This window comes from Microbacterium sp. GCS4, from assembly GCF_001262495.1.
Taxonomy (GTDB): domain Bacteria; phylum Actinomycetota; class Actinomycetes; order Actinomycetales; family Microbacteriaceae; genus Microbacterium.
This window is the reverse complement of record NZ_LGYE01000001.1, coordinates 986,878-1,011,708: the sequence shown is the minus strand read 5'-3', so window position 1 is coordinate 1,011,708 and position 24,831 is coordinate 986,878. Positions and strand designations below refer to the sequence as shown.

Annotated in this window: 23 protein-coding genes; 10 read left to right on the top strand and 13 right to left on the bottom strand. The window is 70.4% G+C overall.

The features are described from left to right. The first annotated feature begins 10 nt into the window (after window positions 1–10). Window positions 11–1,336 carry a phenylacetate--CoA ligase PaaK gene (gene paaK / locus AKH00_RS04970; RefSeq protein WP_050722059.1) on the top strand — a complete coding sequence of 442 codons (1,326 nt, stop codon included), beginning with the start codon at window positions 11–13 and terminating at the stop codon, window positions 1,334–1,336. A 44-nt stretch (window positions 1,337–1,380) separates the two neighbouring features. Then, window positions 1,381–1,995, top strand: coding sequence for a TetR/AcrR family transcriptional regulator (locus AKH00_RS04965; RefSeq protein WP_050721544.1), 615 nt, complete (start codon window positions 1,381–1,383; stop codon window positions 1,993–1,995). A gap of 17 nt (window positions 1,996–2,012) precedes the next feature. On the opposite strand, the gene paaZ is transcribed toward AKH00_RS04965, so the two are convergent. The 5 genes from paaZ to AKH00_RS04940 all read right to left on the bottom strand — a co-directional run bounded on the left by paaZ (window position 2,013) and on the right by AKH00_RS04940 (window position 8,348). Next, the gene (paaZ, locus tag AKH00_RS04960) at window positions 2,013–4,097 is read right to left on the bottom strand and encodes a phenylacetic acid degradation bifunctional protein PaaZ (protein WP_082297404.1); all 2,085 of its coding nucleotides are present in this window, start codon (window positions 4,095–4,097) and stop codon (window positions 2,013–2,015) included. Continuing rightward, window positions 4,094–4,957, bottom strand: a complete 864-nt coding sequence (locus AKH00_RS04955; RefSeq protein WP_050721542.1) for a 3-hydroxyacyl-CoA dehydrogenase family protein — start codon at window positions 4,955–4,957, stop codon at window positions 4,094–4,096. Before AKH00_RS04955 ends, paaZ begins: the two co-directional genes overlap by 4 nt. Further along, window positions 4,954–5,739: an enoyl-CoA hydratase/isomerase family protein gene (locus tag AKH00_RS04950; protein ID WP_050721541.1), complete on the bottom strand. Its 786-nt coding sequence runs from the start codon at window positions 5,737–5,739 to the stop codon at window positions 4,954–4,956. Before AKH00_RS04950 ends, AKH00_RS04955 begins: the two co-directional genes overlap by 4 nt. Continuing rightward, window positions 5,739–6,929: a thiolase family protein gene (locus tag AKH00_RS04945; protein ID WP_050721540.1), complete on the bottom strand. Its 1,191-nt coding sequence runs from the start codon at window positions 6,927–6,929 to the stop codon at window positions 5,739–5,741. The genes AKH00_RS04950 and AKH00_RS04945 overlap by 1 nt, the downstream gene beginning before the upstream one ends. Window positions 6,930–7,028: 99 nt before the next feature. Next, window positions 7,029–8,348: an MFS transporter gene (locus tag AKH00_RS04940; protein ID WP_050721539.1), complete on the bottom strand. Its 1,320-nt coding sequence runs from the start codon at window positions 8,346–8,348 to the stop codon at window positions 7,029–7,031. 276 nt (window positions 8,349–8,624) lie between these two features. On the opposite strand from AKH00_RS04940, the gene AKH00_RS04935 reads away from it, so the two are divergent. Further along, complete coding sequence (locus tag AKH00_RS04935; protein ID WP_050721538.1) at window positions 8,625–9,908, top strand: hypothetical protein; 1,284 nt, start codon at window positions 8,625–8,627, stop codon at window positions 9,906–9,908. Window positions 9,909–9,936: 28 nt separating this feature from the next. On the opposite strand, the gene AKH00_RS04930 is transcribed toward AKH00_RS04935, so the two are convergent. The 3 genes from AKH00_RS04930 to pdhA are packed head-to-tail and all read right to left on the bottom strand — an operon-like array spanning window position 9,937 to window position 13,618. Next, window positions 9,937–11,484, bottom strand: a complete 1,548-nt coding sequence (locus AKH00_RS04930) for a dihydrolipoamide acetyltransferase family protein (protein WP_050721537.1) — start codon at window positions 11,482–11,484, stop codon at window positions 9,937–9,939. Continuing rightward, on the bottom strand, window positions 11,481–12,509 hold the full coding sequence (locus tag AKH00_RS04925; protein WP_050721536.1) for an alpha-ketoacid dehydrogenase subunit beta: 1,029 nt from the start codon (window positions 12,507–12,509) through the stop codon (window positions 11,481–11,483). The genes AKH00_RS04930 and AKH00_RS04925 overlap by 4 nt, the downstream gene beginning before the upstream one ends. Further along, window positions 12,506–13,618: a pyruvate dehydrogenase (acetyl-transferring) E1 component subunit alpha gene (gene pdhA / locus AKH00_RS04920; protein ID WP_050722058.1), complete on the bottom strand. Its 1,113-nt coding sequence runs from the start codon at window positions 13,616–13,618 to the stop codon at window positions 12,506–12,508. Before pdhA ends, AKH00_RS04925 begins: the two co-directional genes overlap by 4 nt. A 151-nt stretch (window positions 13,619–13,769) precedes the next feature. Between pdhA and AKH00_RS04915 the strand changes: the two genes are divergently transcribed. Next, window positions 13,770–14,207 (top strand): Lrp/AsnC family transcriptional regulator, encoded by a 438-nt coding sequence (locus AKH00_RS04915; RefSeq protein WP_200903800.1) that lies wholly within the window; start codon window positions 13,770–13,772, stop codon window positions 14,205–14,207. 170 nt (window positions 14,208–14,377) lie between these two features. Here the strand turns inward: AKH00_RS04915 and AKH00_RS04910 are convergent, their stop codons facing one another. Both AKH00_RS04910 and AKH00_RS04905 read right to left on the bottom strand, forming a co-directional pair. After that, on the bottom strand, window positions 14,378–15,733 hold the full coding sequence (locus AKH00_RS04910; RefSeq protein WP_050721535.1) for an HNH endonuclease signature motif containing protein: 1,356 nt from the start codon (window positions 15,731–15,733) through the stop codon (window positions 14,378–14,380). A 209-nt stretch (window positions 15,734–15,942) separates the two neighbouring features. Then, window positions 15,943–16,593 carry an HAD-IA family hydrolase gene (locus AKH00_RS04905; RefSeq protein WP_082297403.1) on the bottom strand — a complete coding sequence of 217 codons (651 nt, stop codon included), beginning with the start codon at window positions 16,591–16,593 and terminating at the stop codon, window positions 15,943–15,945. A 76-nt stretch (window positions 16,594–16,669) separates the two neighbouring features. On the opposite strand from AKH00_RS04905, the gene AKH00_RS04900 reads away from it, so the two are divergent. Then, window positions 16,670–17,770, top strand: a complete 1,101-nt coding sequence (locus AKH00_RS04900) for a DUF998 domain-containing protein (RefSeq protein ID WP_050721534.1) — start codon at window positions 16,670–16,672, stop codon at window positions 17,768–17,770. Window positions 17,771–17,860: 90 nt separating this feature from the next. On the opposite strand, the gene AKH00_RS04895 is transcribed toward AKH00_RS04900, so the two are convergent. Beyond that, window positions 17,861–18,718 (bottom strand): MurR/RpiR family transcriptional regulator, encoded by an 858-nt coding sequence (locus tag AKH00_RS04895; RefSeq protein WP_050721533.1) that lies wholly within the window; start codon window positions 18,716–18,718, stop codon window positions 17,861–17,863. Window positions 18,719–18,785: 67 nt separating this feature from the next. On the opposite strand from AKH00_RS04895, the gene AKH00_RS04890 reads away from it, so the two are divergent. From AKH00_RS04890 to AKH00_RS04880, 3 genes are all read left to right on the top strand, one after another. Further along, a complete protein-coding gene (locus tag AKH00_RS04890) occupies window positions 18,786–19,688 on the top strand; it encodes an N-acetylglucosamine kinase (protein WP_050721532.1) in 903 nt (300 codons plus the stop codon). After that, window positions 19,678–20,631, top strand: coding sequence for an N-acetylmuramic acid 6-phosphate etherase (gene murQ / locus AKH00_RS04885; RefSeq protein ID WP_050721531.1), 954 nt, complete (start codon window positions 19,678–19,680; stop codon window positions 20,629–20,631). The genes AKH00_RS04890 and murQ overlap by 11 nt, the downstream gene beginning before the upstream one ends. Before the next feature lie 70 nt (window positions 20,632–20,701). Continuing rightward, window positions 20,702–21,229, top strand: coding sequence for a hypothetical protein (locus AKH00_RS04880; protein ID WP_050721530.1), 528 nt, complete (start codon window positions 20,702–20,704; stop codon window positions 21,227–21,229). Between the two features lie 16 nt (window positions 21,230–21,245). Here the strand turns inward: AKH00_RS04880 and AKH00_RS04875 are convergent, their stop codons facing one another. Next, the gene (locus tag AKH00_RS04875) at window positions 21,246–21,569 is read right to left on the bottom strand and encodes a DMT family transporter (protein ID WP_050721529.1); all 324 of its coding nucleotides are present in this window, start codon (window positions 21,567–21,569) and stop codon (window positions 21,246–21,248) included. Beyond that, window positions 21,566–21,946 (bottom strand): DMT family transporter, encoded by a 381-nt coding sequence (locus AKH00_RS04870; RefSeq protein WP_050721528.1) that lies wholly within the window; start codon window positions 21,944–21,946, stop codon window positions 21,566–21,568. The genes AKH00_RS04875 and AKH00_RS04870 overlap by 4 nt, the downstream gene beginning before the upstream one ends. 201 nt (window positions 21,947–22,147) lie before the next feature. Here AKH00_RS04870 and AKH00_RS04865 point away from each other — a divergent pair, with 201 nt between their 5' ends. Beyond that, window positions 22,148–23,596 (top strand): glyceraldehyde-3-phosphate dehydrogenase, encoded by a 1,449-nt coding sequence (locus AKH00_RS04865; RefSeq protein WP_050721527.1) that lies wholly within the window; start codon window positions 22,148–22,150, stop codon window positions 23,594–23,596. A gap of 38 nt (window positions 23,597–23,634) precedes the next feature. Further along, window positions 23,635–24,693 carry a winged helix DNA-binding domain-containing protein gene (locus tag AKH00_RS04860; protein ID WP_050721526.1) on the top strand — a complete coding sequence of 353 codons (1,059 nt, stop codon included), beginning with the start codon at window positions 23,635–23,637 and terminating at the stop codon, window positions 24,691–24,693. Window positions 24,694–24,831 lie beyond the last annotated feature (138 nt).

The following is a 24,831-nucleotide window of genomic DNA, read 5'->3' as shown; positions in this document are numbered from 1 at the left end:
CATGTCGACGATGACCGATCACTCCACCTCCCGCGCTGCCGTCCGCGCTCCCGCCCTCGCCGCGCTCGACGCCGAGGAACGGCTGACACGCGCCGAGCTGGAGGAGCTGCAACTCCAGCGCCTGCAGCAGACCGTGCGCCACGCCTACGCGAACGTGCCGCTCTACACCCGCAAGTTCGATGAGGCGGGCGTGCACCCCGAAGACATCCGCGTCCTCGCCGATATCGAGCGGCTGCCGTTCACGACCAAGGCGGACCTGCGCGAGACCTACCCGTTCGGCATGTTCGCTGTGCCGATGAGCGATGTCGCCCGAATCCATGCGTCGAGCGGCACGACCGGGCGCCCGACGGTCGTCGGCTACACGCGCGGCGACCTCGACCGCTGGGGCGCTCTGGTCGCACGCTCGCTGCGCGCTGCCGGCATCCGCGCAGGGATGAAGGTGCACAACGCCTACGGCTACGGGCTGTTCACGGGCGGTCTCGGCGCGCACGCCGGCATCGAGGCGCTCGGCGCGACCGTGATCCCCGTGTCGGGTGGTCAGACCGCGCGGCAGGTGCAGCTGATCCGCGACTTCGAACCCGACGCGATCCTCTGCACACCCAGCTATCTGCTCACGATCGCGGACGCGATGGTGGCCCAGGGCATCGACCCGCGGTCCACCTCGCTCAAGGTCGCGGTGCTGGGCGCCGAGCCGTGGACGAACGAGATGCGGCGAGAACTCGAACAGCGGATGGGCATCGACGCACTCGACATCTACGGTCTCAGCGAGGTCATGGGGCCGGGCGTCGGCAGCGAGTGCCTCGAGGGCAAGGACGGACCCCACATCTGGGAGGACCACTTCCTCCCCGAGGTCATCGACGCCGAGTCCGGCGCGGCCCTGCCTGACGGCGAGCTGGGCGAGCTCGTGTTCACCTCGCTCACGAAGGAGGCGTTCCCGGTCATCCGCTACCGCACTCGCGATCTCACGCGCCTTCTGCCCGGTACGGCCCGCCCCGCGATGCGGCGCATGGAGAAGGTCACCGGCCGCAACGACGACATGATCATCGTGCGCGGTGTGAACCTCTTCCCCACGCAGATCGAGGAGCTCGTGCTCGGCATCGAGCAGCTGACCCCGCATTTCATCCTCGAGCTCACGAAGGAGGGGCGGATGGATGCGTTGACGGTGCGCATCGAGCGGCATCCGGATCTGCCGGTGGACACCTGTCGGGCCGCCGCCGAGGTGCTCGCGCAGCGCATCAAGGTGTTCGTCGGCTCGACCGTCGCCGTGCGACTGGAAGAGCCCGGCGCCCTGCCGCGCAGCGAGGGGAAGTACAAGCGCGTCTACGACCTGCGCTGACTCCTGCGCGGTCACGGGACCGAACGGTGCGAGACTGAGGCGTGATGTCCGAGATGCAGAGCGCGCGACGTGGTCGCCCGGGATACGACCAGCAGGGGATCCTCGCCGTCGCGATCGCGGCGTTCAACGAGCACGGCTACGACGCCACGTCGATCGGCATGCTCGCCGAGCGTCTGGGTCTGTCGAAGTCGGCGATCTACCACCACTTCGGGTCGAAGGAGGAGATGCTCGACCTCGCGCTCGACGCCGCGCTCAGCGGGCTCGAGGCCGTGGTCGACGATCCCGCGCCGGCGGGCGATCGCGCGACGGCGAGCGCGGCGGACCGTCTCGAGCACGTGCTGCGCGGTGCCGTGCACGTGCTGGTGGATCAGCTGCCCGCCGTCACCCTGCTGCTGCGGGTGCGCGGGAACACCGAGGTCGAGCGCACCGCACTCGCACGACGACGCACGTTCGATCGTCGGATCACGGCACTGGTCTCAGCCGCGCAGGAGGAGGGCGCCCTCCGTGAGGACATCGACGCGAGCGTCGCGGCGCGTCTCACGTTCGGCATGATCAACTCGCTCGTCGAGTGGTACCGGCCTGGAGGGCGCGAAGGTGCGGACCGCCTTGCGGACGACGTCGTCGCGATCGCTCTTGACGGGCTGCGCCGGAGGCCGTAGCCCCCGGCGCGCGGCTCTCACGCCGCCGTCTCGAGCTCCTTCGCGACGAGCGTGAGCACGTCGTAGGTCGCGACGATCTCGTCATCCTGGTTCTTCAGCACGGCATCCCACCGCACCTCGCCGTACTCGTCTGTCTCGCGCGGGGTGATCTGCTTGGCGGTGAGCTCCACGCGGATCTCGTCGCCCGGGGACACCGGGGTCACGAACCGCAGGTTCTCGAGACCGGAGTTCGCGAGCACCGGTCCCGGTGCGGGGTCGACGAACAGCCCGGCGGCCCACGACACGAGCAGGTATCCGTGCGCGACGCGACCGGGGAAGAACGGGTTCGCGGCGGCCGAGGCCTCGTCCATGTGGGCGTAGAAGGTGTCGCCGGTGAACGCCGCGAACGTCTCGATGTCGTCGAGCGTCACGGTGCGCGATCCGCTGGCGACCTGGTCGCCGATCCGCAGCTCCGCGAGCGACTTGCGGAAGGGGTGCACGCCGTCGGCATCGGCGAACGGGCGTGCCGCCGCTCCCTGGTGCCAGACGCCCGTGAGTGCGGTCATCATGGCCGGGGAGCCCTGCACGGCGGTGCGCTGCATGTGGTGGAGCACGGCCCGGATGCCGCCGAGCTCCTCGCCGCCGCCGGCGCGGCCCGGGCCTCCGTGCACCAGGTTCGGCAGGGGCGAGCCATGACCGGTCGAGCTGCGAGCGTCGTCACGGTCGAGGAACAGTACGCGCCCGTTGTAGGCCGCGATGCCCGCTGCGAGTGCCACCGCGACCTCGGGGTCGTGCGTCGCGACGCTGGTCACGAGCGATCCGCCACCGCGTGCGACCAGGGCGCTCGCCTCGTCGAGGGTCCGGTAGCCGACGATGCTCGACACCGGCCCGAATGCCTCGATCTCGTTCACGGCCGGACTCTCTGGGTCGTCGAAGCGCAGGAGCATGGGCGAGACGAAAGCGCCGTCCGGCACTTCGCCGTCGCTGCCGTCGGCGCGGCGCACCGCGGGGGCATCCGTCGAGCCGATCACGAGCTCGCCCCCGCCGGCGCGCAGCCGCTCGACCTGGCGCAGCACCTCGTCGCGCTGCTCGGTCGAGGCGAGCGGACCCATGGTCACGCCCTCGGCGCGAGGGTCGCCGACGACCACCCGCTCCGAGAGTCGTGCGCGCACCGCGTCGATCACGGCGTCGACGAGTCCGTCCGGCACGATCGCGCGACGGATCGCGGTGCACTTCTGTCCGGCCTTGCTGGTCATCTCGGCGACGAGCTGACGCACGTAGGCGTCGAACTCGGGAGTGCCGGTCACGGCATCCGTCCCGAGGATCGAGGCGTTGATCGAGTCGGTCTCGCTGGTGAAGCGCACCCCGCCGGTCTGCACGGCGTCGTGTGACCGGAGGCGTTCGGCCGTCGACGCGGACCCCGTGAAGGCGACGAGGTCGCCGAGGCGCAGTTCGTCGAACAGCGTGGGCACGCTTCCGGACACGAGCTGCAGCGAGCCCTCGGGGAGCAGCCCGGACTCGACCATGATGCGTACCATCGCCTCGGCCAGGTAGCCGGTCGGCGTCGCCGGCTTGACGATCGTGGGCACGCCCGCGAGGAACGCGGGGGCGAACTTCTCGAGCGAGCCCCACACGGGGAAGTTGAAGGCGTTGATCTGCACGGCCGCTCCGCGCAGGCGCGTGTAGATGTGGCGGCCGATGAACGAGCCGTCGCGCGAGAGGTTCTCGACTGGGCCGTCGACGTAGACCTTCGCGTTCGGCAGCTCGCGGCGGCCCTTGCTGGAGTACGCGAAGAGCACGCCGATGCCGCCGTCGATGTCGACCCAGGAGTCCTGGGTCGTCGCGCCGGTGCGACGGGAGATCTCGTACAGCTCCGACTTGCGTTCCGTCAGGACGAGGGCGAGTTGCTTGAGCAGGACGGCACGCTGGTGGAACGTCAGCTCGCCGAGGGCGTCCTGGCCGGTGCTCCGCGCGTAGTCGAGGGCGGCGCCCAGGTCGAGCCCTTCGGTCGAGACGCGTGCGACGACCTCGCCGGTCGAGGCGTCGCGCACCTCGGTGGTCCGCGCTCCGTCGGCGGGCGTCCACCAGGATCCCTGCACGTAGCTGGGGAGGATCTCTGTCATCTCTCGTCCTTCCATTCGTAGAAGCCGCGGCCGGTCTTGCGTCCCAGGTGGCCTTCGGCCACGAGTCGCCGCAGCAGGGCAGGCGGTGCGAACCGTTCGCCGAGCTGTGCTTCGAGGTACTCGGCGATGCCGAGGCGCACGTCGAGCCCGACGATGTCGGTGAGCCGGAGCGGTCCGATCGGATGCTTGTATCCCAGGGTCATCGCCGCGTCGATGTCCTCGGCGGAGGCGACGCCCTCCTCGACCATGCGGATGGCCTCGAGGCCGAGCGCGACGCCGAGACGCGAGGACGCGAAGCCCGGGGCGTCCGCGACGACGACGGGCGTCTTACCGAGCGCCTGTACCCAGGCTCGGGCGGACTCGATGAGCGGGGGAGCGGTGGCGGCGCCGCGCACGATCTCCACGAGGGCCGAGGCGGGCACGGGGTTGAAGAAGTGCATCCCCAGGAAGCGCGCGGGGTCCGTGAGCGTCGCGGCGAGCTCGTCGATCGAGATCGACGACGTGTTGGAGGCGATCACGGCGTCTGCGGCGACGTGCTCCTCGATCCCGGTCAGCGCCTCGACTTTGAGCGCGAGATCCTCGGGCACGGCTTCGACGACCAGGCCGCATGTGGCGAAGGCGGCGCGGTCGGCGGAGGAGATGAAGCGCGCGCGATAGGCGTCCACCGGCTCGAGAGCCGTGGCACGAGCGATCGAGGCGTCGATCGAGCCGAGCACCCGGGTCGACGCCGCGCTCGCCGCATCATCGTCGCGCTCGACCACCGTCACGCGCGACCCGGCCAGCAGGAAGGCGTGCGCGATGCCGGCTCCCATGCGTCCGCCGCCGAGGACGCCGACATGCGCGGGGGCTGTCGTGCTCATCGTTCTCCCTTCTCCGACCCGGCTCGGTCGTTAGACCCAACTCTGCGCTCGAGGAACTCGGTCATCCGGCGGAACTTCTCGGGACTCTCGAACAGCGCGGCCTGCGCGTCGAGATCGACCGCGGGATGCTCGGCGCGCGGTGCGCGGAACACGCGCTTGGTGGCGATCGTCGCGGCGCGGTCGTTGCGCGCGATGCGGTCGGCGATCGCGTGCGCCGCGGGCAGCAGGTCGGCCGTGTCGTGCACCGACGACACCAGTCCGATGCGCAGCGCCTCCTCGGCCTTCACGCTGCGGCCCGTCAGGAGGAGTTCCGCCGCCCGGGCGTCGCCCACGATCTCCTTGAGCCGCCAGCTCGCGCCGGCCGCCGCGAGGATGCCGAGGCCGGTCTCGGGGTTGCCTATCACGAGGTCCGGCGTGCCGATCCGGATGTCCGCGGCGTAGGCGAGCTCCGCGCCGCCACCGAGGGCATAGCCGTCGATCGCCGCGATGACGGGCATGGGGAGCTCGGCGATCCGCACGAACGCGTGCGCGTTGATGCCGCGCAGGGCGTCGGCGGCACGGCGCTCCCGCAGCTCCGCGATGTCGGCGCCGGCGGCGAATACTCCGCCCGCGCCGACGAGGATGAGGGTGCGGGGGTCGTGTTCGAGCTCCTCGCAGAGCGCGTGCAGGGCGTCGATCATGGCCTGGTCGATCGCGTTGCGCTTGGCCGGTCGGTCGAGGGTCGCGATCACGCGTCCGTCCGCCCTCTCGACGATCAGGGGGCTGCTCTGGGCGCCGCCCATCACACGCGCTCCAGGATCACGGCCGCGCCCTGGCCGACGCCCACGCACATGGTCGCCAGGCCGTAGCGTGCGTCCTCGCGCTCCATCCGCCCCATCAGGGTCACGAGAAGTCTCGAGCCCGACGATCCGAGCGGGTGCCCGAGGGCGATCGCTCCACCGTCGGCGTTCACGATCGACTCGTCGAGTCCGAGGCGTCGGATGCAGGCGATCGACTGGGTCGCGAAAGCCTCGTTCAGCTCGACCGCTCCGATGTCGTCGAGGGTCAGCCCGGACCGTCGCAACGCCTTCTCGGTCGCCGGGACAGGGCCGAGCCCCATGATCTCCGGGGCGAGGCCCGCGCTGGTGCCGACGACGATCCGTGCCCGCGGCACGAGGCCGTAGCGCTCCACCGCCTCGGCGCTCGCGACGACGACGGCCGAGGCCCCGTCGTTCAGGGCGCTCGAGTTCCCTGCGGTGACCACGCTGCCGCCGGCCACGACGGGACGCAGTCGGGCAAGGCCCTCGAGCGTCGTCTCGGGGCGCGGTCCCTCGTCGGCGAGCACGATGCCGTCGCCCACGGGCACGCCCACGATCTCGGGAGCGAACCTCCCCACGGCGATCGCGGCGGCCGCGCGCTGCTGGGAGCGCAGCGCGAAGGCATCCGCCTCCTCGCGACCGATCCCGTCGAGCCGAGCGACCTCCTCGGCGGTCTCGGGCATCGTGAACGTGGTCTTGTCGCGGGCGAGGAGCCGCGGGTTTGGGAAGCGCCAGCCGATCGAGGTGTCGAACGCCGCGCCGGGCTTGCCCCAGGCCTTCTCGGGCTTGGCCTGCACCCAGGGAGCGCGTGTCATCGACTCGACGCCGCCGGCGACGATCAGGTCGGCGTCGCCGGCGCGGATGGCCTGCGCGGCCATCGTGACCGCCGACATCCCGGAGGCGCAGAGTCGGTTCACGGTGATCCCCGGAACGGTGTCAGGGAGGCCGGCCAGCAGCACGGCCATCCGCGCGACGTTGCGGTTGTCCTCGCCCGCCTGATTGGCGGCTCCGAGGATCACCTCGTCGATCTCCGCGGATGCCGGGTCGATCCCCGAGCGGCGCACGGCCTCGCCGACGGCGACCGCGGCCAGATCATCGGGACGGACGGCGGCGAGTGCTCCGCCGTAGCGGCCCACGGGCGTGCGCGCGCCACCGACGAGGTAGGCCTCTGCCATGCGGATCTCCTGACTTCGTCGTCTCGACGGGGACCGTTCCCGATCGATCGCCCTATTTACTGACCGATCGTATGGTAATTATGGCACGTCCGTCCGTCGTCATGCGAGAAGGTCGACGCCCTTGGTCTCCTTGACGAGCGACACGGCGATCAGCGAGACGACCGAGGCGATCGCGATGTACACGCCGATCGTCCAGGCGGCCTGGAACTGGTTCAGGAGAGCCTCCGCGATCATCGGGGCGAAAGCACCGCCCAGGATGGCGCCGAGCGCGTAGCCGATCGAGACGCCCGAGTACCGCACGTTCGCGGGGAACATCTCGGCGTACAGTGCCGCCTGCGGACCGTAGGAGAGACCCAGTGCGAACGTCATCACGAACAGCGCGACGAAGTACCAGACGATGTTCGCGGTGTCGATGAGGAACCACATCGGCACTGCCCACAGCGCGAGGGCGACGTACCCGATCTGGAACGTGCGCACGCGGCCGAGACGGTCGGACAGATGACCGCCCCATAGCGTGAAGATCAGCCAGCCGAAGGAGGCGAGCGTGGTCGCCAGCAGCACGGGAGGGCGCTCCATTCCAAGGGCGGTGACGGCGTAGGTCGCGAAGAACGCGATCAGCAGGTAGCCGGCCGCATTGTTGGCGATGAAGATCAGCGCCGTGAGGACGACCTGCTTGGTGTTCTTGCGGAACAGCTGGCCGAGGGGTGCGGAGGCCTCCTTGCGTCGACGCTGCAGCTCCTCGAAGATCGGACTCTCGTCGACGGCGCGACGGATCAGGTAGCCGACGCCGATCAGGACGATTGACAGCAGGAACGGGATGCGCCAGCCCCACTCGAGGAAGGCCTCGGGCGACATGGAGGTCGTGAGGACCCACAGCGTCGCGGTCGCGAGGATCATGCCGACGGGCACGCCGATCTGCGGGAAGGCGCCGAAAAGCCCGCGACGTCCGTGCGGCGCGTGCTCCACCGCCATGAGAGCGGCCCCGCCCCACTCGCCGCCGGCCGAGAAGCCCTGCAGGATGCGCAGCGCGATCAGGAGGATCGGCGCCGCGATGCCGATCGCGGCGTAGGTCGGGAGGACGCCGATCAGCGATGTCGAGAGCCCCATCAGGATCAGCGTGAATACGAGCATCTTCTTGCGTCCGAGCTTGTCGCCGAGGTGCCCGGCGATGATCGCGCCGAGGGGGCGGAACAGGAACGAGATGCCGATCGTGGCGAAGGAGAGCACCTGCGCGAGGCCGGGGTTGGATTCCGCGATCGGGGCGAGGAACAGCGGCGCGAGAACGAGGCCCGCCGCCTGCGCGTAGATGAAGAAGTCGTACCACTCGATCGAGGTGCCGACGAGGGTGCCGGCGAGCACGCGGCGCTCCTCCGCGGGCATCCGTCGTGTCGAGGTCGGGTCTGAGACTGCTGACGACATGAGAACTCCGTTGTTCTGCGATTCGGGACGGCGGAGGCATCGGGACTCCGCTTTCCTGACCGAATGATCGGTCAGTAATTGCCGAGCGTAGCGCATGACGTCGGCGAGGAACACCCCGGATCCTCTCGGCATCGGGAAGCATGCCGGATGCGGCATGAACCATGTCACTTTCCTGTCTCGACACGGAACGCATCGTTCGACGGATCGTGATCGAACCCTATGCTTCCGATCAGGGGGCGTCGGACACGACGCAGAGCACGCGACACGGAGGATCACATGAACGTTCAGAACGGCAGGCGCGGGCGGTCGCTGCTCGCTGTCATCGTGACCGGCAGCATGCTCGTTCTCGCCGCGTGCGCACCGGAACCTGCGGCGTCTCCGACGCCAGAGCCGACGCCCACGTCGAGCGAGGACGCAACGTACGACGGGCCGATCGCCTTCGTCGGAGATGAGCTCGATGCGTTCGCTCTCACGGCCGAGGAGATCACCGGACTGGTTCCGGAGGCGACCGACGTGGCCGAGATCTCCCCTGTCCTCGAGCAGGTCTCGGACGGGGGCGGCATGACCGCAGTGCCCGAGATCTGCGAGACGTTCTATGCCGAGCAGTCGCTGGGTGCTGTCGGGGCGCGGACGATCGGGTGGAAGGTGCCGTCCGATCCCGATGTCGGATTCGGCCGCCTCCTCGTGATCCAGTTCGCCGATGAGGTGCAGGCGCAGCAGCGCATGGACCAGCTCCTCAAGGCGGCGCAGCAGTGCGCATCGTTCGTGAAGGAGACCCCGGCCACCTACGAGGCGGTGATCACTGCGGACTCCGGAGACGTCCGTGCATTCGCCGGCACGCTGCGGGACACGGCGAGCAGCAACGCCTGGCGCTCGTTCACGGCGTATGCCTCCACGGGCAACGTGCTCGTGGAGCTGTGGCAGCCCTTCAGCGGCGAGCGGACGTTCGACGCGCAGGCGGCGGCGTCTCTGCTGCAGTCACGCGCGCAGGAAGCTCGCGACGGGCTGATCGAGGATCTGACCGCGAATCCGCCGATTCCGGAGGGCGGCGCGGCGCCGTCCACGGGCGCGGCATGGAGCGAGTGGCCGATCGGGGTCGGCGGGATCGGTCCTGTGCGACTAGGCGACCCGATCGACGCTGCGGTATCCGCCGCGGGAGGTACCGCGTCCGCGCCGGAGTACGACGGTGGACCCTGGACGATCGTGAACGAGCGGCAGTCCGGGACGCTGTCGCTGCAGCCTGTCGAGGGTGGGACGACACTCGCGTCGATCACGGCGGGGAACAGCCGCACCTTCGACGAGCCGACGCAGACCGGCGCAGACCTGCCCTCGCGCGGTGACGTGAGAGTCGGCGACACGGCGGCGAAGGCGATGACCGCGTATCCGGGCGGGACGACCGTCGTCGTCGCCTCGTCCGGCGACTACTACTACGCGGTGTCGACTCGCGAGGGCGTGCTGTTCGTCTTCCACACGGACATCAGGGCCGATGAGGCCGGCTCCTCGATCATCGGAATCACGGTGGAGGATGCCACCCAGCGGAAGAGTCTCGTGTTCGGCTGATCTCGGATCCCGCCGCCCTCGCGCGGATTCAGACGCGACCGAACGCGCGCAGCGGATGCTCGATCAGCTCGGTCACGCGCCGCAGGAAGCTCGCGGCGTAGCCGCCGTCGCACACCCGATGGTCGAAGACGAGCGACAGCTGGACGATCCTCCGCGCCACGATCTCGCCGTCGACGACCCAGGGGCGCGCGATGATCCGGCCGATGCCGAGGATCGCGACGTCGGGGTGGTTGATGATGGCCGCAGACCCGTCCACGCCGAGCCCGCCGTAGTTGTTCAGCGTGAACGTGGAACCGCGCAGCCGCTCGGGTGGCAGCGATCCGCGGCGCGCGGTGTCGGCGACTTCGCGCAGCGCCGTGTCGAGCGTGTCGACGCTCAGCTCGTGGGCGCGGGGGATCACCGGCACCAGGAGTCCGCGCTCGGTGTCGACCGCGACGCCGAGGTTGACGCCGTCGAAGGAGATCAGTTCGGAGGCGGCGTCGTCGAGTCGTGAGGCGAGCACGGGATGCTCGGAGAGGGCGATCAGCACGAAGCGGGCGAGCAGCGCAGTGAGCGACGGGGCGCGGCCCTCCGCCGGGGCCATGCGCGAGCGCAGGTCCCAGAGCTCGGTGGCGTCGACGTCGACCCACACGGTGGCCTCGGGGATCTCGGCTCTGCTTCGGGCGAGCTTGGCGCTCACGGCCTTGCGCAGCGGTGAGAGGCGCTCGCGGCAGCTCACGACGAGCCCGTCGACCTCGCTCCCGGAGTCGGTGATCGCGCCGGCCGGGGGCATGGTGTGGGCCGGGGGCGTGGTGTGGGCCGGGGGCGTGGTGTGGGCCGGGGGCGTGGTGTGGGCCGGGGGCGTGGTGTGGGCCGGGGGCATGGGGTGGGACAGGGGTAGCGCTGTGCTTCGCGCGTGGGAGTGCGCGCCGTCGACCGCGCTGTCGACGGCCGCGGCCAGGACATCGGCGCGCGTGACGGCGCCGTCGTGCCCAGTCGGGGTGATGGCGCGCACATCGACGCCCAGGTCTCGGGCGAGACGTCGCACGAGCGGTGAGCGCACGGCGACCGGTCCGCTGTGCGGAGCGGGGGCGTCGCCGCCGGCAGCGGCGGCGGGAGCGGGGGCGTCGGGGCCGGTGGAGCCCGTCGACGCATACGTCGCAGTGCGGGCAGGGCGACGGCGCCCCGAGCCCGTGCGCGCGGTCGTGCCGTAGCCGATCAGGACGTTGCCGGAGCCCGCCCGCTCCTCGGTCCGGTAGGCCTCGTGCTCGACCTCGGTCTCGGAAGCCAGCTTGTCGGCGGGGCCGGCGGGCGCATCCGCACCCGCATCCGCATCCGCACTCGCGCGGGCATCCTCCACTTCGAGGACCGGCGAACCGACGTCGATCGTGTCGCCCGCTTCGCCGTGCAGCGCCGTGACCACGCCCGCGAACGGAGAGGGCAGCTCGACGATGCTCTTGGCCGTCTCGACCTCGGCTATCGGCTGATCGGTGGCGATCGTGTCGCCGACGGCGACCAGCCACTGCACGAGTCCGGCCTCGGTGAGCCCTTCGCCGAGGTCGGGGAGGCGGAACACGCGGGTCGTGAGCGATGTCATGCGCCGTCCTCCCAGTGCAGGCTGTCGATCGCGTCGAGGACGCGGTCGACGTCGGGCAGGTACCAGTGCTCGAGCTTCGGCGGTGCGAAGGGGGTGTCGAATCCGGTCACCCGGCGGACGGGGGCCTCGAGGTATTCGAAGCACCGCTCGAACACCCGAGCCTGGATCTCCGAGGCGACGCTCGCGAAGCCCGGAGCCTCGGCGATGACGACCGCGCGTCCGGTCGAGCGCACGGCCGCCGTGACGGTCGCGTCATCGAACGGCGTGAGCGAGCGGATGTCGACGACCTGGACGCTGCGCCCCTCGGCGGCGGCGGTCTCGGCGGCTTCCAACGCGAGCGGGACGGAGGCCCCGTACGCGAGCAGTGTCACGTCGCTACCCTCGCGCGCGATGCGGGCCGACCCGATGTCGACGGTCGTCGAGGTGTCGACCTCGCCCTTGCCCCAGTAGAGCTTCTTCGGCTCGAGGAAGATCACGGGGTCGGGCGAGGAGATTGCGGCGCGCAGCAGCGAGTAGGCATCCTGCGGGGTCGAGGGACTCACGACGGTCAGTCCCGGGGTGTGCGCGTAGTACGCCTCCGAGGAGTCGCAGTGGTGCTCGACGCCGCCGATCCCGCCGCCGAAGGGGATGCGGATGACGAGCGGCATCCGCACGCCACCGCGTGTCCGGTTTCCGAGCTTGGCGACGTGGCTGACGATCTGCTCGAACGCGGGGAGCGCGAAGGCGTCGAACTGCAGCTCGACGACCGGGCGCATGCCGTTCATCGCCATTCCCACGGCTGTGCCGACGATCCCCGACTCCGCGAGCGGTGTGTCGAAGCAGCGGTCCTCGCCGAACCGTTCGGTGAGGCCGTCGGTGATGCGGAACACGCCGCCCAGTGCGCCGACGTCCTCGCCGAACACCACGACTTCGGGATCGGCGGCGATCGCGTCGGCGAGGGCGAGGTTGAGGGCCGCGGACATGCTCAGCACCCGCACGTCGGCGGGAGCGGCATCGAGGCGGATGTCGTCGTGGGCGATGGTCATCGGGTGCCTCCTGCGGTCTGCGGCGCGGCGCTCGTCTCGCGGTCGATCTCGTCTCGTAGGAGCTGCCACTGCTCCTGGAGCTGTGGCGATCGGGTGCTCGTCACGAAGCGGAAGAGATCCTCGGGGTCGAGGTCGGCATCGGTGTTCAGCGCCTCGCGCATGGCGGCGGCGATCGTCTCGGCGCCCGCGGCGTACTCGGCCTCGAGCTCGGGCGTGAGCGCGCCTGCGTCGACGAGGTGGGCGCGGAGCCGGGTGAGCGGGTCGCGCTCGACCCAGGCTCTGACCTCATCGCGTGCCCGGTAGCGCGTGTCGTCGTCGGCGTTGGTGTGGGCCTGCATGCGATAGGTGTGCGCCTCGATGAGCGTGGGGCCGTCGCCGGTCCGTGCGCGGTCGATCGCGTCGCCGAGCACCGCGAGGACGCCCGCGACGTCGTTGCCGTCGACGCGCTGACCCGGCATCCCGTATCCGATCGCCTTATGCGCCAGGGACGGGGCCGCCGTCTGGCGGCTGAGGGGCACGGAGATCGCGAACTCGTTGTTCTGCACGAAGAACACGACGGGAACGTGGAACACGGCGGCGAAGTTCATCGCCTCATGGAAGTCGCCCTCGCTGGTGGCGCCGTCGCCGCACAGCGCCACGACGACCGTGTCCTCGCCGCGGCGCCGGGCCGCGTAGGCGAAACCGACGGCGTGCAGCAGCTGGGTCGCGAGCGGCGTCGCCTGCGGCGCCACGCGATTCGCGCGGACGTCGTAGCCGGAATGCCAGTCGCCTTTGAGGAGCACCATCGCCTCGGCCGGGTCGACGCCGCGGGCGATCACTGCCACGGAGTCGCGGTAGGTGGGGAACAGCCAGTCCTCGGAACCGAGCGCGAGGGCGACGCCGATCTGGCATGCCTCCTGGCCGTGCGAGGAGGGGTAGACGGCGAGGCGGCCCTGCCTCACCAGGGCGCCGGCCTGGTCGTTGATCCGACGGCCTTCGACGAGGCCGCGGTAGGCGGCGAGCAGCCGGTCGGTGTCGGGGCGGGCGTAGCGCGCATCGTCCACCGCGGTGCCTTCGGGATCGATCAGTTGCACCGCCACGTCTCGCGGTAGCAGTTCCTCGTGCAGCATCCGTTCGCCCTCCTTGCCGAACTCGATGGGACCAGCATGACGGGGGATGACCACCTGTCCAAGGGTAAGGAGACTTTCATGGATGTTTGTGCGTTGCTTGTTGTTCTGAGCGACGAAGTGTCAGAATTCGAGCAGTGGAGGAAAGGGCGTCATGATCTCGTTGGACGGTGTCGATCTCGCGATCCTCGAGGAGCTGAGGCGCGACGCGCGCTCGTCGATGACGGCGATCGCCGACGCGGTGCACATCTCGCGTGCGGGGGCGCACGCGCGTATCAAGCGGATGTCGGATGCGGGGGTGATCACCGGCTACACCGTGCGCACGGATCCTGTGCTGCTCGGGCATCACGCCAGCGCGTATGTCACTCTGGCGATCGAGCAGGCTACGTGGCAGGACGTGAGTGCCAGGCTGCGCGCGATTCCGGAGATCGAGCACATGGCGCTCGTGGGAGGCGACTTCGACGTGATCCTGCTGGTGCGCGCGAGCGACGCCCGCGATCTCCGCCGCATCGTGCTGGAGGACATCCAGGCGATCCCCTCGATCCGCTCGACACGCACGACGCTGATCTTCGAGGACTTCACGCTCGTGTGATGGCTCGCGCACGGTGGTCTGATTGCTCGCGCACGGTGGTCTGATCGCTCGCGCACGTCTGATGGCTCGCGCTCGTCTGGTGGCTCGCGCTCGGTCGGTGCGCTCTCTGAACAACGGGGGGTCTGCGTGCTCAGAACGGTGGCGGTGCTTAGAACGGTGGCGGTGCGCGCTCAGAACGGTGGCGGTGCGGGCTCTCTTGCGGTGACGGTGTTCGGAGCGGGAGGTGCGTCGAGGTACGTTCGGCCCGCCGGACTCGTCCACGCGAGGACTCCCGCGCCCAGATGCTCGACGTGCCAGGGTGTGTGGTGCTTGAGGGAGTGGTGTCGACGGCACAGGGTCGCGAGGTTGTCGACGGCTGTCTCCCCACCGAGCGCGTGGTCGCGCGTGTGGTCGAGGTCGCAGTCGCGCGCCGGCTGACCGCAGGTCGGGAAGCGGCAGCGCTGATCCCGCGCGAGGAGATGTCGCTTCATCTCCGCCGACGGGCGATACCGATCAACCGCGAGCAGGGCTCCGGTGACGGGGTGCGTCAGGATCCGGTCCCATCCGGAGGCCGTACCGGCCAGATGCTTCGCCGTCGAGGTGTCGATCGGCGTGCGGTCGTTGATCTCTGCGGGGGTGTCGGTCTCACCGAAAAGCGTCAGGGCCGGCACGGTCACTGAAACCGAACCGCGGATCGTCGACAGCATCCGGGTGGGGGAGTCGTGTCCGACCGGAGTGCCGGAGAGGAGCAGGTCGAGCGCGAGGTCGCAGCGGGTCTCGGCGAGCGTGCGGGCGTCAGGCGTGGAACCGCCGGACGCGGCGCCGGAAGAGGAGTCGGCTGCTTCCGCGTCTTCGTGAACCGCCGCACCGTGAGGGACGACGGCCGTGGCATGGTGTTCGCCCTCGTCGCTCAGGGACTTCGCCATGTCGGTCAGCCGTGCGAACGCGCCGTGCACGAGCACAGCCGGACCGAGGAGACCGAGTTCCGCCATGCCGTCGGTGCGGTCCTTCACCCAGACCGCGCGCTGTGCGCGGGCATCACGGTGACGCTCCTCGATCGTGCGGCGCTGATAGCGCTCGGCGGTCCGACGCGCTCGTCGCGCCACACGGTTCGGCGACTCGGTGCGCGCGACCTCGATCATCTCGCCGGCGTAGGCGTCGCGATCGGCATCGTCGCTCAGGTGCAGTCCCGCATCCACGATCGAGCGCACGTGAGCAGCGCTCAGGATGCCGGCGCCCTGCGCCTGCCACAGGCGCGGAAACAGCGTCACGACGAGGTCTGCCTCGGCCATGCGGCGCTCGATCGTACGATCGCTCATGTGCAGCGCTGCCCCGAACTCGGAGGCGACCGCACGGGTCGTCATGTCGCCGCCGTCACGGGCCTCGTCAGTTCGGGCGATGTCGATCGCGAGCCGCGCACCGACGGCGAGCAGACCGTCGCGCGCGGCTTGCAGCGACCCGATCGTCCGCTCCACCTCGACGAGCGTCGCGGTCACGGCGTCGAGAGCGCCGATCTGCTCGGCGCTCGCATCCCTCAGTGCTGTCATGCCCTCACTCAACCAGGGGCCACCGACATTCGTGGGCCCGGAAAGCGCGAGAAAACATCCTGATGAAAGCGTATTTCGGAGTTCCGGGATATCGCCTCATCGGGGATGAGGGATGAGGGATGAGGGATGAGGGATGAGGGATGAGGGATCAGGGGCGAGGGAGGCGGGGGAGAAGGAGATGAAAGGAGAGCGCGACCCCGGGCCAGCCTTCAGCCGACGCGCAGCTCGAACCCGTCCGTCGTGCGCACCACCGCGACCTGGGTCAGGTCGTCGACGTGGAACTCCGGTGAGTGGGTCCGCGCGTGCGCGCCGATGCCGATCACCCGCATCCCGGCCGCGTGCGCCGCCTGGATCCCCGCGCCCGAGTCCTCGAACACGATGCAGTCGGCGGGGGCGATGCCGAGCAGCGACGCACCGAGCAGGAACCCCTCGGGGTCGGGCTTCGACGCCGACACGCTCTCGGCCGTCACGGCGAGTTCGGGGACGGTGAGTCCCGCCGCCGTCATGCGCGCGTTCATGAGGGGCACGTTGGCCGAGGTGACGATCGCGTGCGGAAGCCCCTCGAGGGAACGGAGGAAAGCGCCGGCCCCGCTGATCTCGATCACCCCGTCGACGTCGCTCGCCTCCGTCGCCAGCATCTGCTGATTCTCGACCAGGTTGATGGAGTGGTCGCGCTCAGGGAGCATGATCGCCATGCTCTGGTGACCCTGGCGTCCGTGGATCACGCCCAGGACCGTCGCGGGATCGAGGCCGTGCGGCTCGGCCCACGACAGCCACAGCCGCTCCACGACGGCGGTCGAATCGACGAGAGTGCCGTCCATGTCGAGCAGGAGGGCGCGGGCGGAGATCGTCTCGGTCACCCGACCAGGCTACCGCCGGGATCCCGAGCGCATCCCGAATGAGACGCTCCTAGGATGTCCCCGAGAGGGGGGCGACATGCGAGTTCTTCGCGACAGGATCCTGGCCGTGCTGAGGCAGCTCCGCGGACCCGAGACCTCGGACGCCGTGTTCGAAGCCACCGCGCTCATCGTCGGCGCCCTGTTCCTCGTCGCGGGGTTCGCGATCGGCCTGCCCGCGTTCTGGGGTCGCGAGCTCCCCATCAGCGGCACGGGCTCGATCGGGGTGTTCGCGGCGATCGGCGGGGCGATCACGGCGGCTCTCGCCTTCGCGCTCGGACGCCTGGTCGTACGCCCCGACGCGCCGAGCCCTGACGGCGTCCGCGACGGTTTCGCGGTGCCGGGCGATCGACTCCGCTGGTACGACATCGCCGCGATCGCGTTCGCGCATGCCGCGATCGCCTACCTGGGCTGGATCGGGATCGCCGAGCTGCTCGAACGCAGCTTCACCGACGCCCCCGTGTACGCCTTCCCCGGAGCGGTGCTGATCGGCGTCGCCTTGGCACTCACCGCCTACGTCTCGTTCCTCAGCGCCGTGGCTCTCACGCCGACGGTGCTGTCGCTCGTGCTCGCCGTGTTCCTGGTGGTCGGCGCGTTCGCGAGCATGCTCGCGTCGAGCGACGTGCACTGGTGGCGCGACAACCTCTCCGCGCTCGGGATGAGCACGAACAGCGCCTCGCTCGCCTTCAACATGACGCTCATCATCGCGGGCATCATGGTCACCACGATCGCGCGCTACGCGACTGCGGGCCTGCCCCTCGACGACCCGGTCGACCGGCGCGGGCGTCTGATCGTGCGCGGAGGGCTCATCTTGATCGGCGTCTTCCTGGCGTGCGTCGGCATCTTCCCCGTCGACGAGTTCTTCCTCGTGCACAACACCGTGGCGACCGGCATGGCGGTGGCGTTCGCCGTGGTCGTGGTCGGACTGCCCTGGTTCCTGCGCAGCATCCCGAAGGTGTTCGTCGTGTTCGGCTGGGTCTATGTGCTCGTGATCGTGCTGCTCGCGGCGTTCTTCGCGGTGGGGTACTACAACCTCACGGCCGTCGAGCTGATCGCGGCCGTCCTGATCTTCAGCTGGATCATCGTCTTCCTGCGCACTGCGGGTTCGGTCGGCGTCGACAGGCACCATCCGGCGGACTAGCAGCGGCAGTCACTCGCGCAGGGCCCGGGTCGCGTCCGCTGTGCGCTGCGGGGCGTCGACAGGCACCATCCGGCGGACTGGCAGCGGCCGTCACTCGCGCAGAGCCCGGGTCGCGTCCGCCGTGCGCTGCAGGGCGTCGACAGCGTCGGCGTGACGGCGCTGGGCGACCCCCACGAACAGGCAGTCGACGAGCGCGAGCTGCGCGATGCGGCTCACCATCGCTCCGGCGCGGAGGCGGGGCTCGCGGGCCCGGGTCACGAGGGTGTGAGCGGCGATGCCGGCGACGGGGGAGTCGGATGCGCCGGTGATCGCGATCGTCGTGACTCCGGCGTCACGCGCGGCCTCGAGGAAGCGCTGCGTCTCGATCGTCGCTCCGGAGTGCGAGATGCCCAGGGCGACGGTGCCGGCGTCGCCGAGCGCTGCGACGGCGCTTGCCACGTGGGCATCGCTCAGCACGACGGCGGTGCGGCCGATGCGAAGGAGCTTGTGCGCGAAGTCAGCCGCCACGAGGCCGCTCGCCCCGATGCCGAAGAGGAGGATGCGCGGTGCGGCGTCGAGCGCTGAGACGGCGGCATCGAGAACGTCGTCGTCGAGTCCGGCGATCGTCTCCTCGATCGCGAGGAGTTCGAGGGCGGCGACCTTGGATGCCGCTTCGCGCAGGGAGTCCGTGGGGGAGATCTCCGACCCGAATCCGGAGGACTCGCGGAACTGCGCGGATTCGCGCCCGAGTTCGGCGGCGAGCGTCATGCGCAGCGCGGCGTACCCGTTCACGCCGATCGAGCGGCAGAAGCGGATCACGGAGGCGACCGAGGTGTCGCACGTCGTGGCGAGCTCGGTGATGGTGCTGTCGATCACGACGCGCGGCCTGTCCGCGATCACACGCGCGATCCGCGCGAGTGAGGGCGGCAGTGTCTCCGCGGCGCCCGCGATCGTGGTCTGGATGCTCATGCTGCGCCTCCTCGGACTGCGTTCAAGAATTCTTTCACAGGATGCATTACGTGCGTAGACTATTTACATGAGTTCCGATCGCCGTGTCATCGCCGTCGATCTCGGTAAGTCGCGGTGCCGGGTGGTCATGTCCGCCCCGAACCGTCGACCGGTCTTCCAGGGTGTCGGCGCACCGGGACTCGCCGCAGCGCGAGGCGTCGACGCCGCGCTCGCCGCGATCCTCCCCTTCGCAGCCGATGCTCCCGGCCCCTTCGCCGCCGTCGCGGTCGGCGCCGCCGGCGCGTGGGCCGCCCCCGCTGCGGCATCGACCCTCGCCGAGCGGCTCCGGACAGCACTCGCCTCACGGGTCGCCGTCACCTCTGACGTCGTGACGGCGCACGCGGGGGCGCTCGCCGGGGGAGAGGGTGTGCTGCTCATCGCCGGCACCGGAGCGGCCGCGCTCGGAGTGGACGGCGACGGCATCCGTCTCGTCGACGGCTGGGGTCCCGAGCTCGGCGACTTCGGCAGCGGATCGTGGTTCGGCCGTGAAGCGCTGCGCGCCGTGCTGCGGGCCTCCGTCGGTCTCGGGCCTCGCACCGCGCTCACCGATCTCGTGCGAGAGCCGGTGGGGTCGGTCGACGAGGTGCAGCGCTGGCTCGCTCACGACGGCCCCCTCGCTCGTCGACTCGCCTCCCTCGCCCCGCTCGTGCTCGACTCCGCCGCCGAGGACGACCCGGTGGCACTCGAGATCGCCCGGGAGGCCGTGCGGCTGCTCGTCGCCTCCGCGAGCGCCGCGTCGACCCGGTCGCACGACGTCGCCCTGCACGGCGGACTCACCGAGCATCGCTGGTTCCGCGCCCGACTCGAAGACGCTCTGCGCGCCGTCGGCCGCACGCCGGTCTCCCCACGAGGCGACGCGCTCGACGGCGCTCTCCTCCTCGCCGACCGCGCCGATCTCCCCCACGAAAGGTTCGTGCACCGTGCCGAATGACGACCACCGACTCCATGAGCTCCTCGACGTGCTCTCCTCCCTCGGCACCGAGGCCTCGACGACCGAACGAGGCGACCTCGACCTGCTCGACACCGCCGAGCTCGTGCGTCGCATGAACGCGGAGGACCACCGCGTCGCGGATGCGGTCGCCGAACGCTCTGCGGAGATCAGCGCAGCCGTCGACGGCATCACCGAGCGCTTCCGGCGGGGCGGACGCCTCGTCTACATCGGCGCCGGCACCGCGGGCCGGGTCGGAGTTCTCGACGCGAGCGAATGCCCGCCGACGTTCGGCACGGACCCGTCGATGGTGGTCGGACTCATCGCGGGCGGCGAGACCGCGATCCGCTCGGCCGTGGAGAACGCGGAGGACGACGAGCACGCCGCCGAGGCCACCCTGCGGGAGCTCGGACTCACGGCGGATGACACGGTCGTCGGCATCTCGGCCTCCGGCCGCACGCCGTACGTCCTCGGCGGACTCGTCTTCGCGCGCTCGGAGGGCGCTCTCACGGTCGCGATCGCCTCGAACTCCGACTCCGAGATCGGCGCGGCCGCCGAGATCGCCATCGAGGTGGTCACGGGTCCCGAGTTCATCTCCGGATCGACCCGCCTCAAATCCGGCACGGCCCAGAAGCTCGTCGTGAACATGCTCACGACGTTGTCGATGATCAAGCTCGGCAAGACGTACCACGGCGTCATGGTGGACCTGCTCGCCACCAACGAGAAGCTGCACGCGCGTTCGATCCGCACCGTGACCGAGCTCACCGGCGCATCCGTGGAAGAGGCGTCCGCCGCGCTCTCCGCCGCGGACGGCTCGGTCAAGCTCGCGATCCTCATGCTCACGACAGGGGCAGGGGCGGATGCCGCCGCGAACGCGCTCCGCGACGCCGACGGCGTGCTGCGCGTCGCGATCGCAGCCGTCGGAGAGCGCTCGCCGCAGGTCTGAACGCCGCAGGATGGGAGAGCGACACCAGGTCTGACCGCCGCAAGGTGCGCCTCGACCATAGGATGCGGATGTGGATCCCGTCCTGCCCGCCGCACCCTGGATGCTGGCGCTCGCCGGCGTCGTCGCGGGGGCAGCCTGCATCGCCACCGGATCCGCGGCTCCCTGGCAGGCGCGGCAGATGGCCGTCGTCCGCGTCGCGGCGCTCGTGCTGGTCGCCACGCTGGGGGACCACCCGCTGGTGCGCGTGGCGCTCGGTGTCGTACTGCTGCTTTCCGCCATGCTCGGAACGATCGGGGTGCGCGGTTCGTCGTCCACCGTGGTGTGCGTGCACCGCGCGGCCGTGTCGCTCGTGCTGGCGATCTGCGTGTGGGACGGGCTCACGACCGGGCAGGCCGTGACACCGACAGGCCATCACGGCTCCGGTCTGTCCGGGGTGCTCTCGATCGCAGGCGTCGTCGGCGTGATCGGCGTCGTGCTGTGGACCGTCATCGCCGATCGGGTGCTACCCGCGCCGAAGGATCGCCGGGCGGCTCGGCTCCTCACGATCGAGTCGTGGGCCATGGCCACGAGCGTCGCCCTGCTGTGCCTCGCGATGTGAGCGAGAAGATCCCGACTCAGTGCGCTCCGCCGAGTTCGATCAGCACGACCCCGACCGCGATCAGAGCGACGCCGATCGCCATCACGACCGAGAAGTGGTCCTTGAAGATCACCCGGCCCAGGACGGCCGTGACCGCGACACCCGTGGCGGCCCACACGCCGTACGCCACCCCGACCGGCATGCCCAGGGCGAGCACCGCGCCGAGAAGGCTGAACGCGAGAACGTAGCCGACCACGATCACCGGGATCCATCGCCGCCGCCGCAGCCCCTCTGACGCACGCAGGCTCAACGTCGCCGTGACCTCGCTCGCGATCGCGAGAACCAGCAGCATCCAGGTCATGGGGCGGCCTCGACCGGAGCCGCCGCGTGCTCCGAGCGGGCGTGCGAGCCGAGCTCGACCAACAGCACCCCGACCACGATCACGCCGATGCCGACGATCTGCACCGCACCGAGGAGCTCGCCGAAGAGCATCCCACCGAGGACCGCCGTGAGCACGACGCCGATGGCCGACCAGATGCCGTATGCGACTCCGACCGCCATGCCCCGATCGAGCACGACCGAGAGCAGCAGCAGCGAGGACGTGTACCCGACCACCACGGCGATCAGCCAGAGCGGGTGTGTGAACCCCTCGGCAGTGCGCAGGGACAGCGTCGCGCCGACCTCGAGCACGATCGCGAGCAGCAGGGGCGGCCAGGCCGACGGGCGGGACGTGGTCATGAAGGCCTTTCGTGAGGGAGGCGGGCACGAGCATCGGAGACAACCCGTCGGATGCTGACAGGATTCCCTGTCCGGCAGGTGAACGGCATCCGATTTCAGCGCATCCCTCCGCGCACCGTACCCTGGGAGCATCCCCCGAAGCACACCCGGCACACTCGCGCGCCGGCGACCTCGGCGCGCTCACACATCGCAAGGACGCAGATGAACGGCATCACGGAACCCCACGACGACTGGACGGCACGCGAGGAGCTCGCCGAGCGGATGATCCCGCTGATCGGCGCTCTCAAGCGCGACCGCGACGTCGTGACCTCGCTGCACGGCCACCGGCTCGTCGGGCTGTCGGCCACCGGGATCGTGGAGATGCACGATCGCGTCGCGCAGCTCGGGCACGCCGAACTCGCCCTCGACGACACGCTCGCGGTGATCGAGGCCGTGCACGCGCTCGCTCCCGGAGCCTCCTCGCTCGATGTCGCTCGTCTGGTCGAGGGCCACGCCGCCTCCGGCGCGTCACTGCAGGACTACCTCACCGAGGTGCTCGCCCCGGCGGTCGGCGCCGTCGCCGCTGCGCCCACCGACGTCGTGCTGTACGGGTTCGGGCGCATCGGCCGGCTGCTCGCACGCATCCTCATCGCGCACACCGGCGGCGGCAGCGGACTGCGCCTGCGGGCCATCGTCGTGCGCCGCGGCTCGGCGAACGACCTCGTCAAGCGGGCATCCCTTCTGCTGCGCGACTCCGTGCACGGTCGTTTCGCGGGCTCCGTCACGGTCGACGAGGAGGCCGAGCAGATCATCGCGAACGGCACGCGCATCCAGGTGATCTACTCCGACGACCCGGCATCCATCGACTACACCGCCCACGGCATCCACGATGCGATCGTGGTCGACAACACGGGGCGCTGGCGCGACGAAGCGGGCCTCAGCAAGCACCTCGAGTCCACCGGGGTCGCCCGAGTGCTGCTGACGGCACCCGGCAAGGGTGCGCTGAAGAACATCGTGCACGGCATCAACGACCGCACGATCACCCCCGACGACCGCATCGTCACCGCCGCGTCCTGCACCACCAACGCCATCACGCCCGTGCTCAAGGCCGTCGACGAGGCGTACGGCATCGTGCGCGGACACGTCGAGACCGTGCACTCCTTCACGAACGACCAGAACCTGATCGACAACTTCCACAGCGGAGATCGCCGCGGACGCTCCGCCGTGCTCAACATGGTCATCACCGAGACCGGGGCGGCGAAGGCTGTCGCCCGTGCGCTCCCCGAGCTCGAGGGCAAGCTCACGGGGTCGGCGATCCGCGTGCCCACACCCGACGTATCGCTCGCGGTGCTGCACCTGACGCTCGACCGTCCCGCCGTCAAGGACGAGCTCAACGACTACCTGCGGCGCGTGTCGCTGCACTCGCGGCTGCGTCAGCAGATCGACTACGTCGAGAGCCCGGAGGTGGTCTCCACCGACTTCGTGGGTTCGCACCGCGCCGGCATCGTCGACGGCCTCGCGACCATCGCGAACGACCACGACGTCGTGCTGTACGTCTGGTACGACAACGAGTACGGCTACTCGTGCCAGGTCATCCGCGTGCTGGAGGTCATGGCGGGATCCCACCCGATCGTGCTGCCGGAGCGGCGCGAGGTGACGCTGCACGGATAGACGGGCGGGATGTCGGGCCAGCGGGGCATGATGGGGGCATGAAGTCCGCGACGCTGCTGTCGGAGCGCCTCCGTTCCCACCGCCTCTCGGCTCCCGCGCGCACGGTGACGGATGCCGCGGCCCACATGCTCGCGGTGCAGAGCCAGGACTTCACCGCAGGACGGTGGGTGCTCGCCTCCCGCACCCGTGGAGCGCCGACGCTCGCCGCCGTCGACCGCGCCTTCGACCGCGGCCATCTCGTGCGCGCCTGGACCATGCGCGGCACTCTGCACACGATCGCCGCGCGCGACCTGGGCTGGGTGCTGTCGGTCACGGGTGAACGACAGCGCCAGCAGGCCGCGGGACGTCGCCGCGACCTCGGGATCGACGAGCTCATGCTCGCGGCGGTCCGCGAGGCGGTCGTGCCGAGGCTGCGCGATGGCGGCCTGACCCGCGCCGAGATGTTCCTCGCCTTCCAGGGGGCGGGGATCGACCCGACCGGGCAGCGCGGCATCCATCTGCTCAGCGAGCTCACGCTGCGCGGACTCGTGTGCCAGGGCCCCGTCGTCGCGCGCGAGGGGGTGAGCCGCGAGCAGCGCTTCGTGCTGGTCGAGGAGCACATCCGCGAGCACGAACACCCGGCGGATCCGCTTGCCGAGCTCTTCGTCCGCTACATCGACGGGCACGGGCCTGCGACCGTCGCAGACTTCGCGTGGTGGTCGGGGCTCACGCTCGGGCTGTCCCGCGAGGCGCGGGAGCGCGCCTCCGGGCGGGTCGTCGAGGTCGACGACGGGTTGTTCACGGCAGCCCGCCGGCCGAGGCGCACCGCGGACGCAGCGTCCGTGCACGCGCTCGGCGCGTTCGACGAGTACTACATCTCGTACGCCGACCGCAGCGCGGTCTGCGCTCCCGAACACCTCGCGGCCGTCGGCCCGGGCAAGAACGGCATGGTGCGGGCCACGATCGTCGCCGGGGGACGGGTGGTCGGATGCTGGACGCATGCCGCAGCATCCCTCGGCACGCCGCCCGAGCTGTTCGAGGATGCGGGTGGGGAAGCGGTCGACGCAGATGCCGTGCAGGAGGCGCTCGCGCGGTTCACCCGGTTCCTGGGCGAGTAGTCCTGCCCGTCACTCGTCCGCGTGGCGTCCGAGGAACGCGTACACGGGTTGTTGACGGACGCGCAGGATGAGCCGGGTCCGTCACTCGTCCGCGTGCCGTTCGAGGAACGCGTACACGGGTTCTTGCCGGACGCGCAG

Excerpts from the sequence above, each read along its gene's own strand:
- paaK (WP_050722059.1), top strand. The coding sequence starts at position 11 with ATGACCGATCACTCCACCTCCCGCGCTGCCGTCCGCGCTCCCGCCCTC.
- AKH00_RS04965 (WP_050721544.1), top strand. The coding sequence starts at position 1,381 with ATGTCCGAGATGCAGAGCGCGCGACGTGGTCGCCCGGGATACGACCAG.
- paaZ (WP_082297404.1), bottom strand. The coding sequence starts at position 4,097 with ATGACAGAGATCCTCCCCAGCTACGTGCAGGGATCCTGGTGGACGCCC.
- AKH00_RS04955 (WP_050721542.1), bottom strand. The coding sequence starts at position 4,957 with ATGAGCACGACAGCCCCCGCGCATGTCGGCGTCCTCGGCGGCGGACGC.
- AKH00_RS04950 (WP_050721541.1), bottom strand. The coding sequence starts at position 5,739 with ATGGGCGGCGCCCAGAGCAGCCCCCTGATCGTCGAGAGGGCGGACGGA.
- AKH00_RS04945 (WP_050721540.1), bottom strand. The coding sequence starts at position 6,929 with ATGGCAGAGGCCTACCTCGTCGGTGGCGCGCGCACGCCCGTGGGCCGC.
- AKH00_RS04940 (WP_050721539.1), bottom strand. The coding sequence starts at position 8,348 with ATGTCGTCAGCAGTCTCAGACCCGACCTCGACACGACGGATGCCCGCG.
- AKH00_RS04935 (WP_050721538.1), top strand. The coding sequence starts at position 8,625 with ATGAACGTTCAGAACGGCAGGCGCGGGCGGTCGCTGCTCGCTGTCATC.
- AKH00_RS04930 (WP_050721537.1), bottom strand. The coding sequence starts at position 11,484 with ATGACATCGCTCACGACCCGCGTGTTCCGCCTCCCCGACCTCGGCGAA.
- AKH00_RS04925 (WP_050721536.1), bottom strand. The coding sequence starts at position 12,509 with ATGACCATCGCCCACGACGACATCCGCCTCGATGCCGCTCCCGCCGAC.
- pdhA (WP_050722058.1), bottom strand. The coding sequence starts at position 13,618 with ATGCTGCACGAGGAACTGCTACCGCGAGACGTGGCGGTGCAACTGATC.
- AKH00_RS04915 (WP_200903800.1), top strand. The coding sequence starts at position 13,770 with ATGATCTCGTTGGACGGTGTCGATCTCGCGATCCTCGAGGAGCTGAGG.
- AKH00_RS04910 (WP_050721535.1), bottom strand. The coding sequence starts at position 15,733 with ATGACAGCACTGAGGGATGCGAGCGCCGAGCAGATCGGCGCTCTCGAC.
- AKH00_RS04900 (WP_050721534.1), top strand. The coding sequence starts at position 16,670 with ATGCGAGTTCTTCGCGACAGGATCCTGGCCGTGCTGAGGCAGCTCCGC.
- AKH00_RS04895 (WP_050721533.1), bottom strand. The coding sequence starts at position 18,718 with ATGAGCATCCAGACCACGATCGCGGGCGCCGCGGAGACACTGCCGCCC.
- AKH00_RS04890 (WP_050721532.1), top strand. The coding sequence starts at position 18,786 with ATGAGTTCCGATCGCCGTGTCATCGCCGTCGATCTCGGTAAGTCGCGG.
- AKH00_RS04875 (WP_050721529.1), bottom strand. The coding sequence starts at position 21,569 with ATGACCTGGATGCTGCTGGTTCTCGCGATCGCGAGCGAGGTCACGGCG.
- AKH00_RS04870 (WP_050721528.1), bottom strand. The coding sequence starts at position 21,946 with ATGACCACGTCCCGCCCGTCGGCCTGGCCGCCCCTGCTGCTCGCGATC.
- AKH00_RS04865 (WP_050721527.1), top strand. The coding sequence starts at position 22,148 with ATGAACGGCATCACGGAACCCCACGACGACTGGACGGCACGCGAGGAG.
- AKH00_RS04860 (WP_050721526.1), top strand. The coding sequence starts at position 23,635 with ATGAAGTCCGCGACGCTGCTGTCGGAGCGCCTCCGTTCCCACCGCCTC.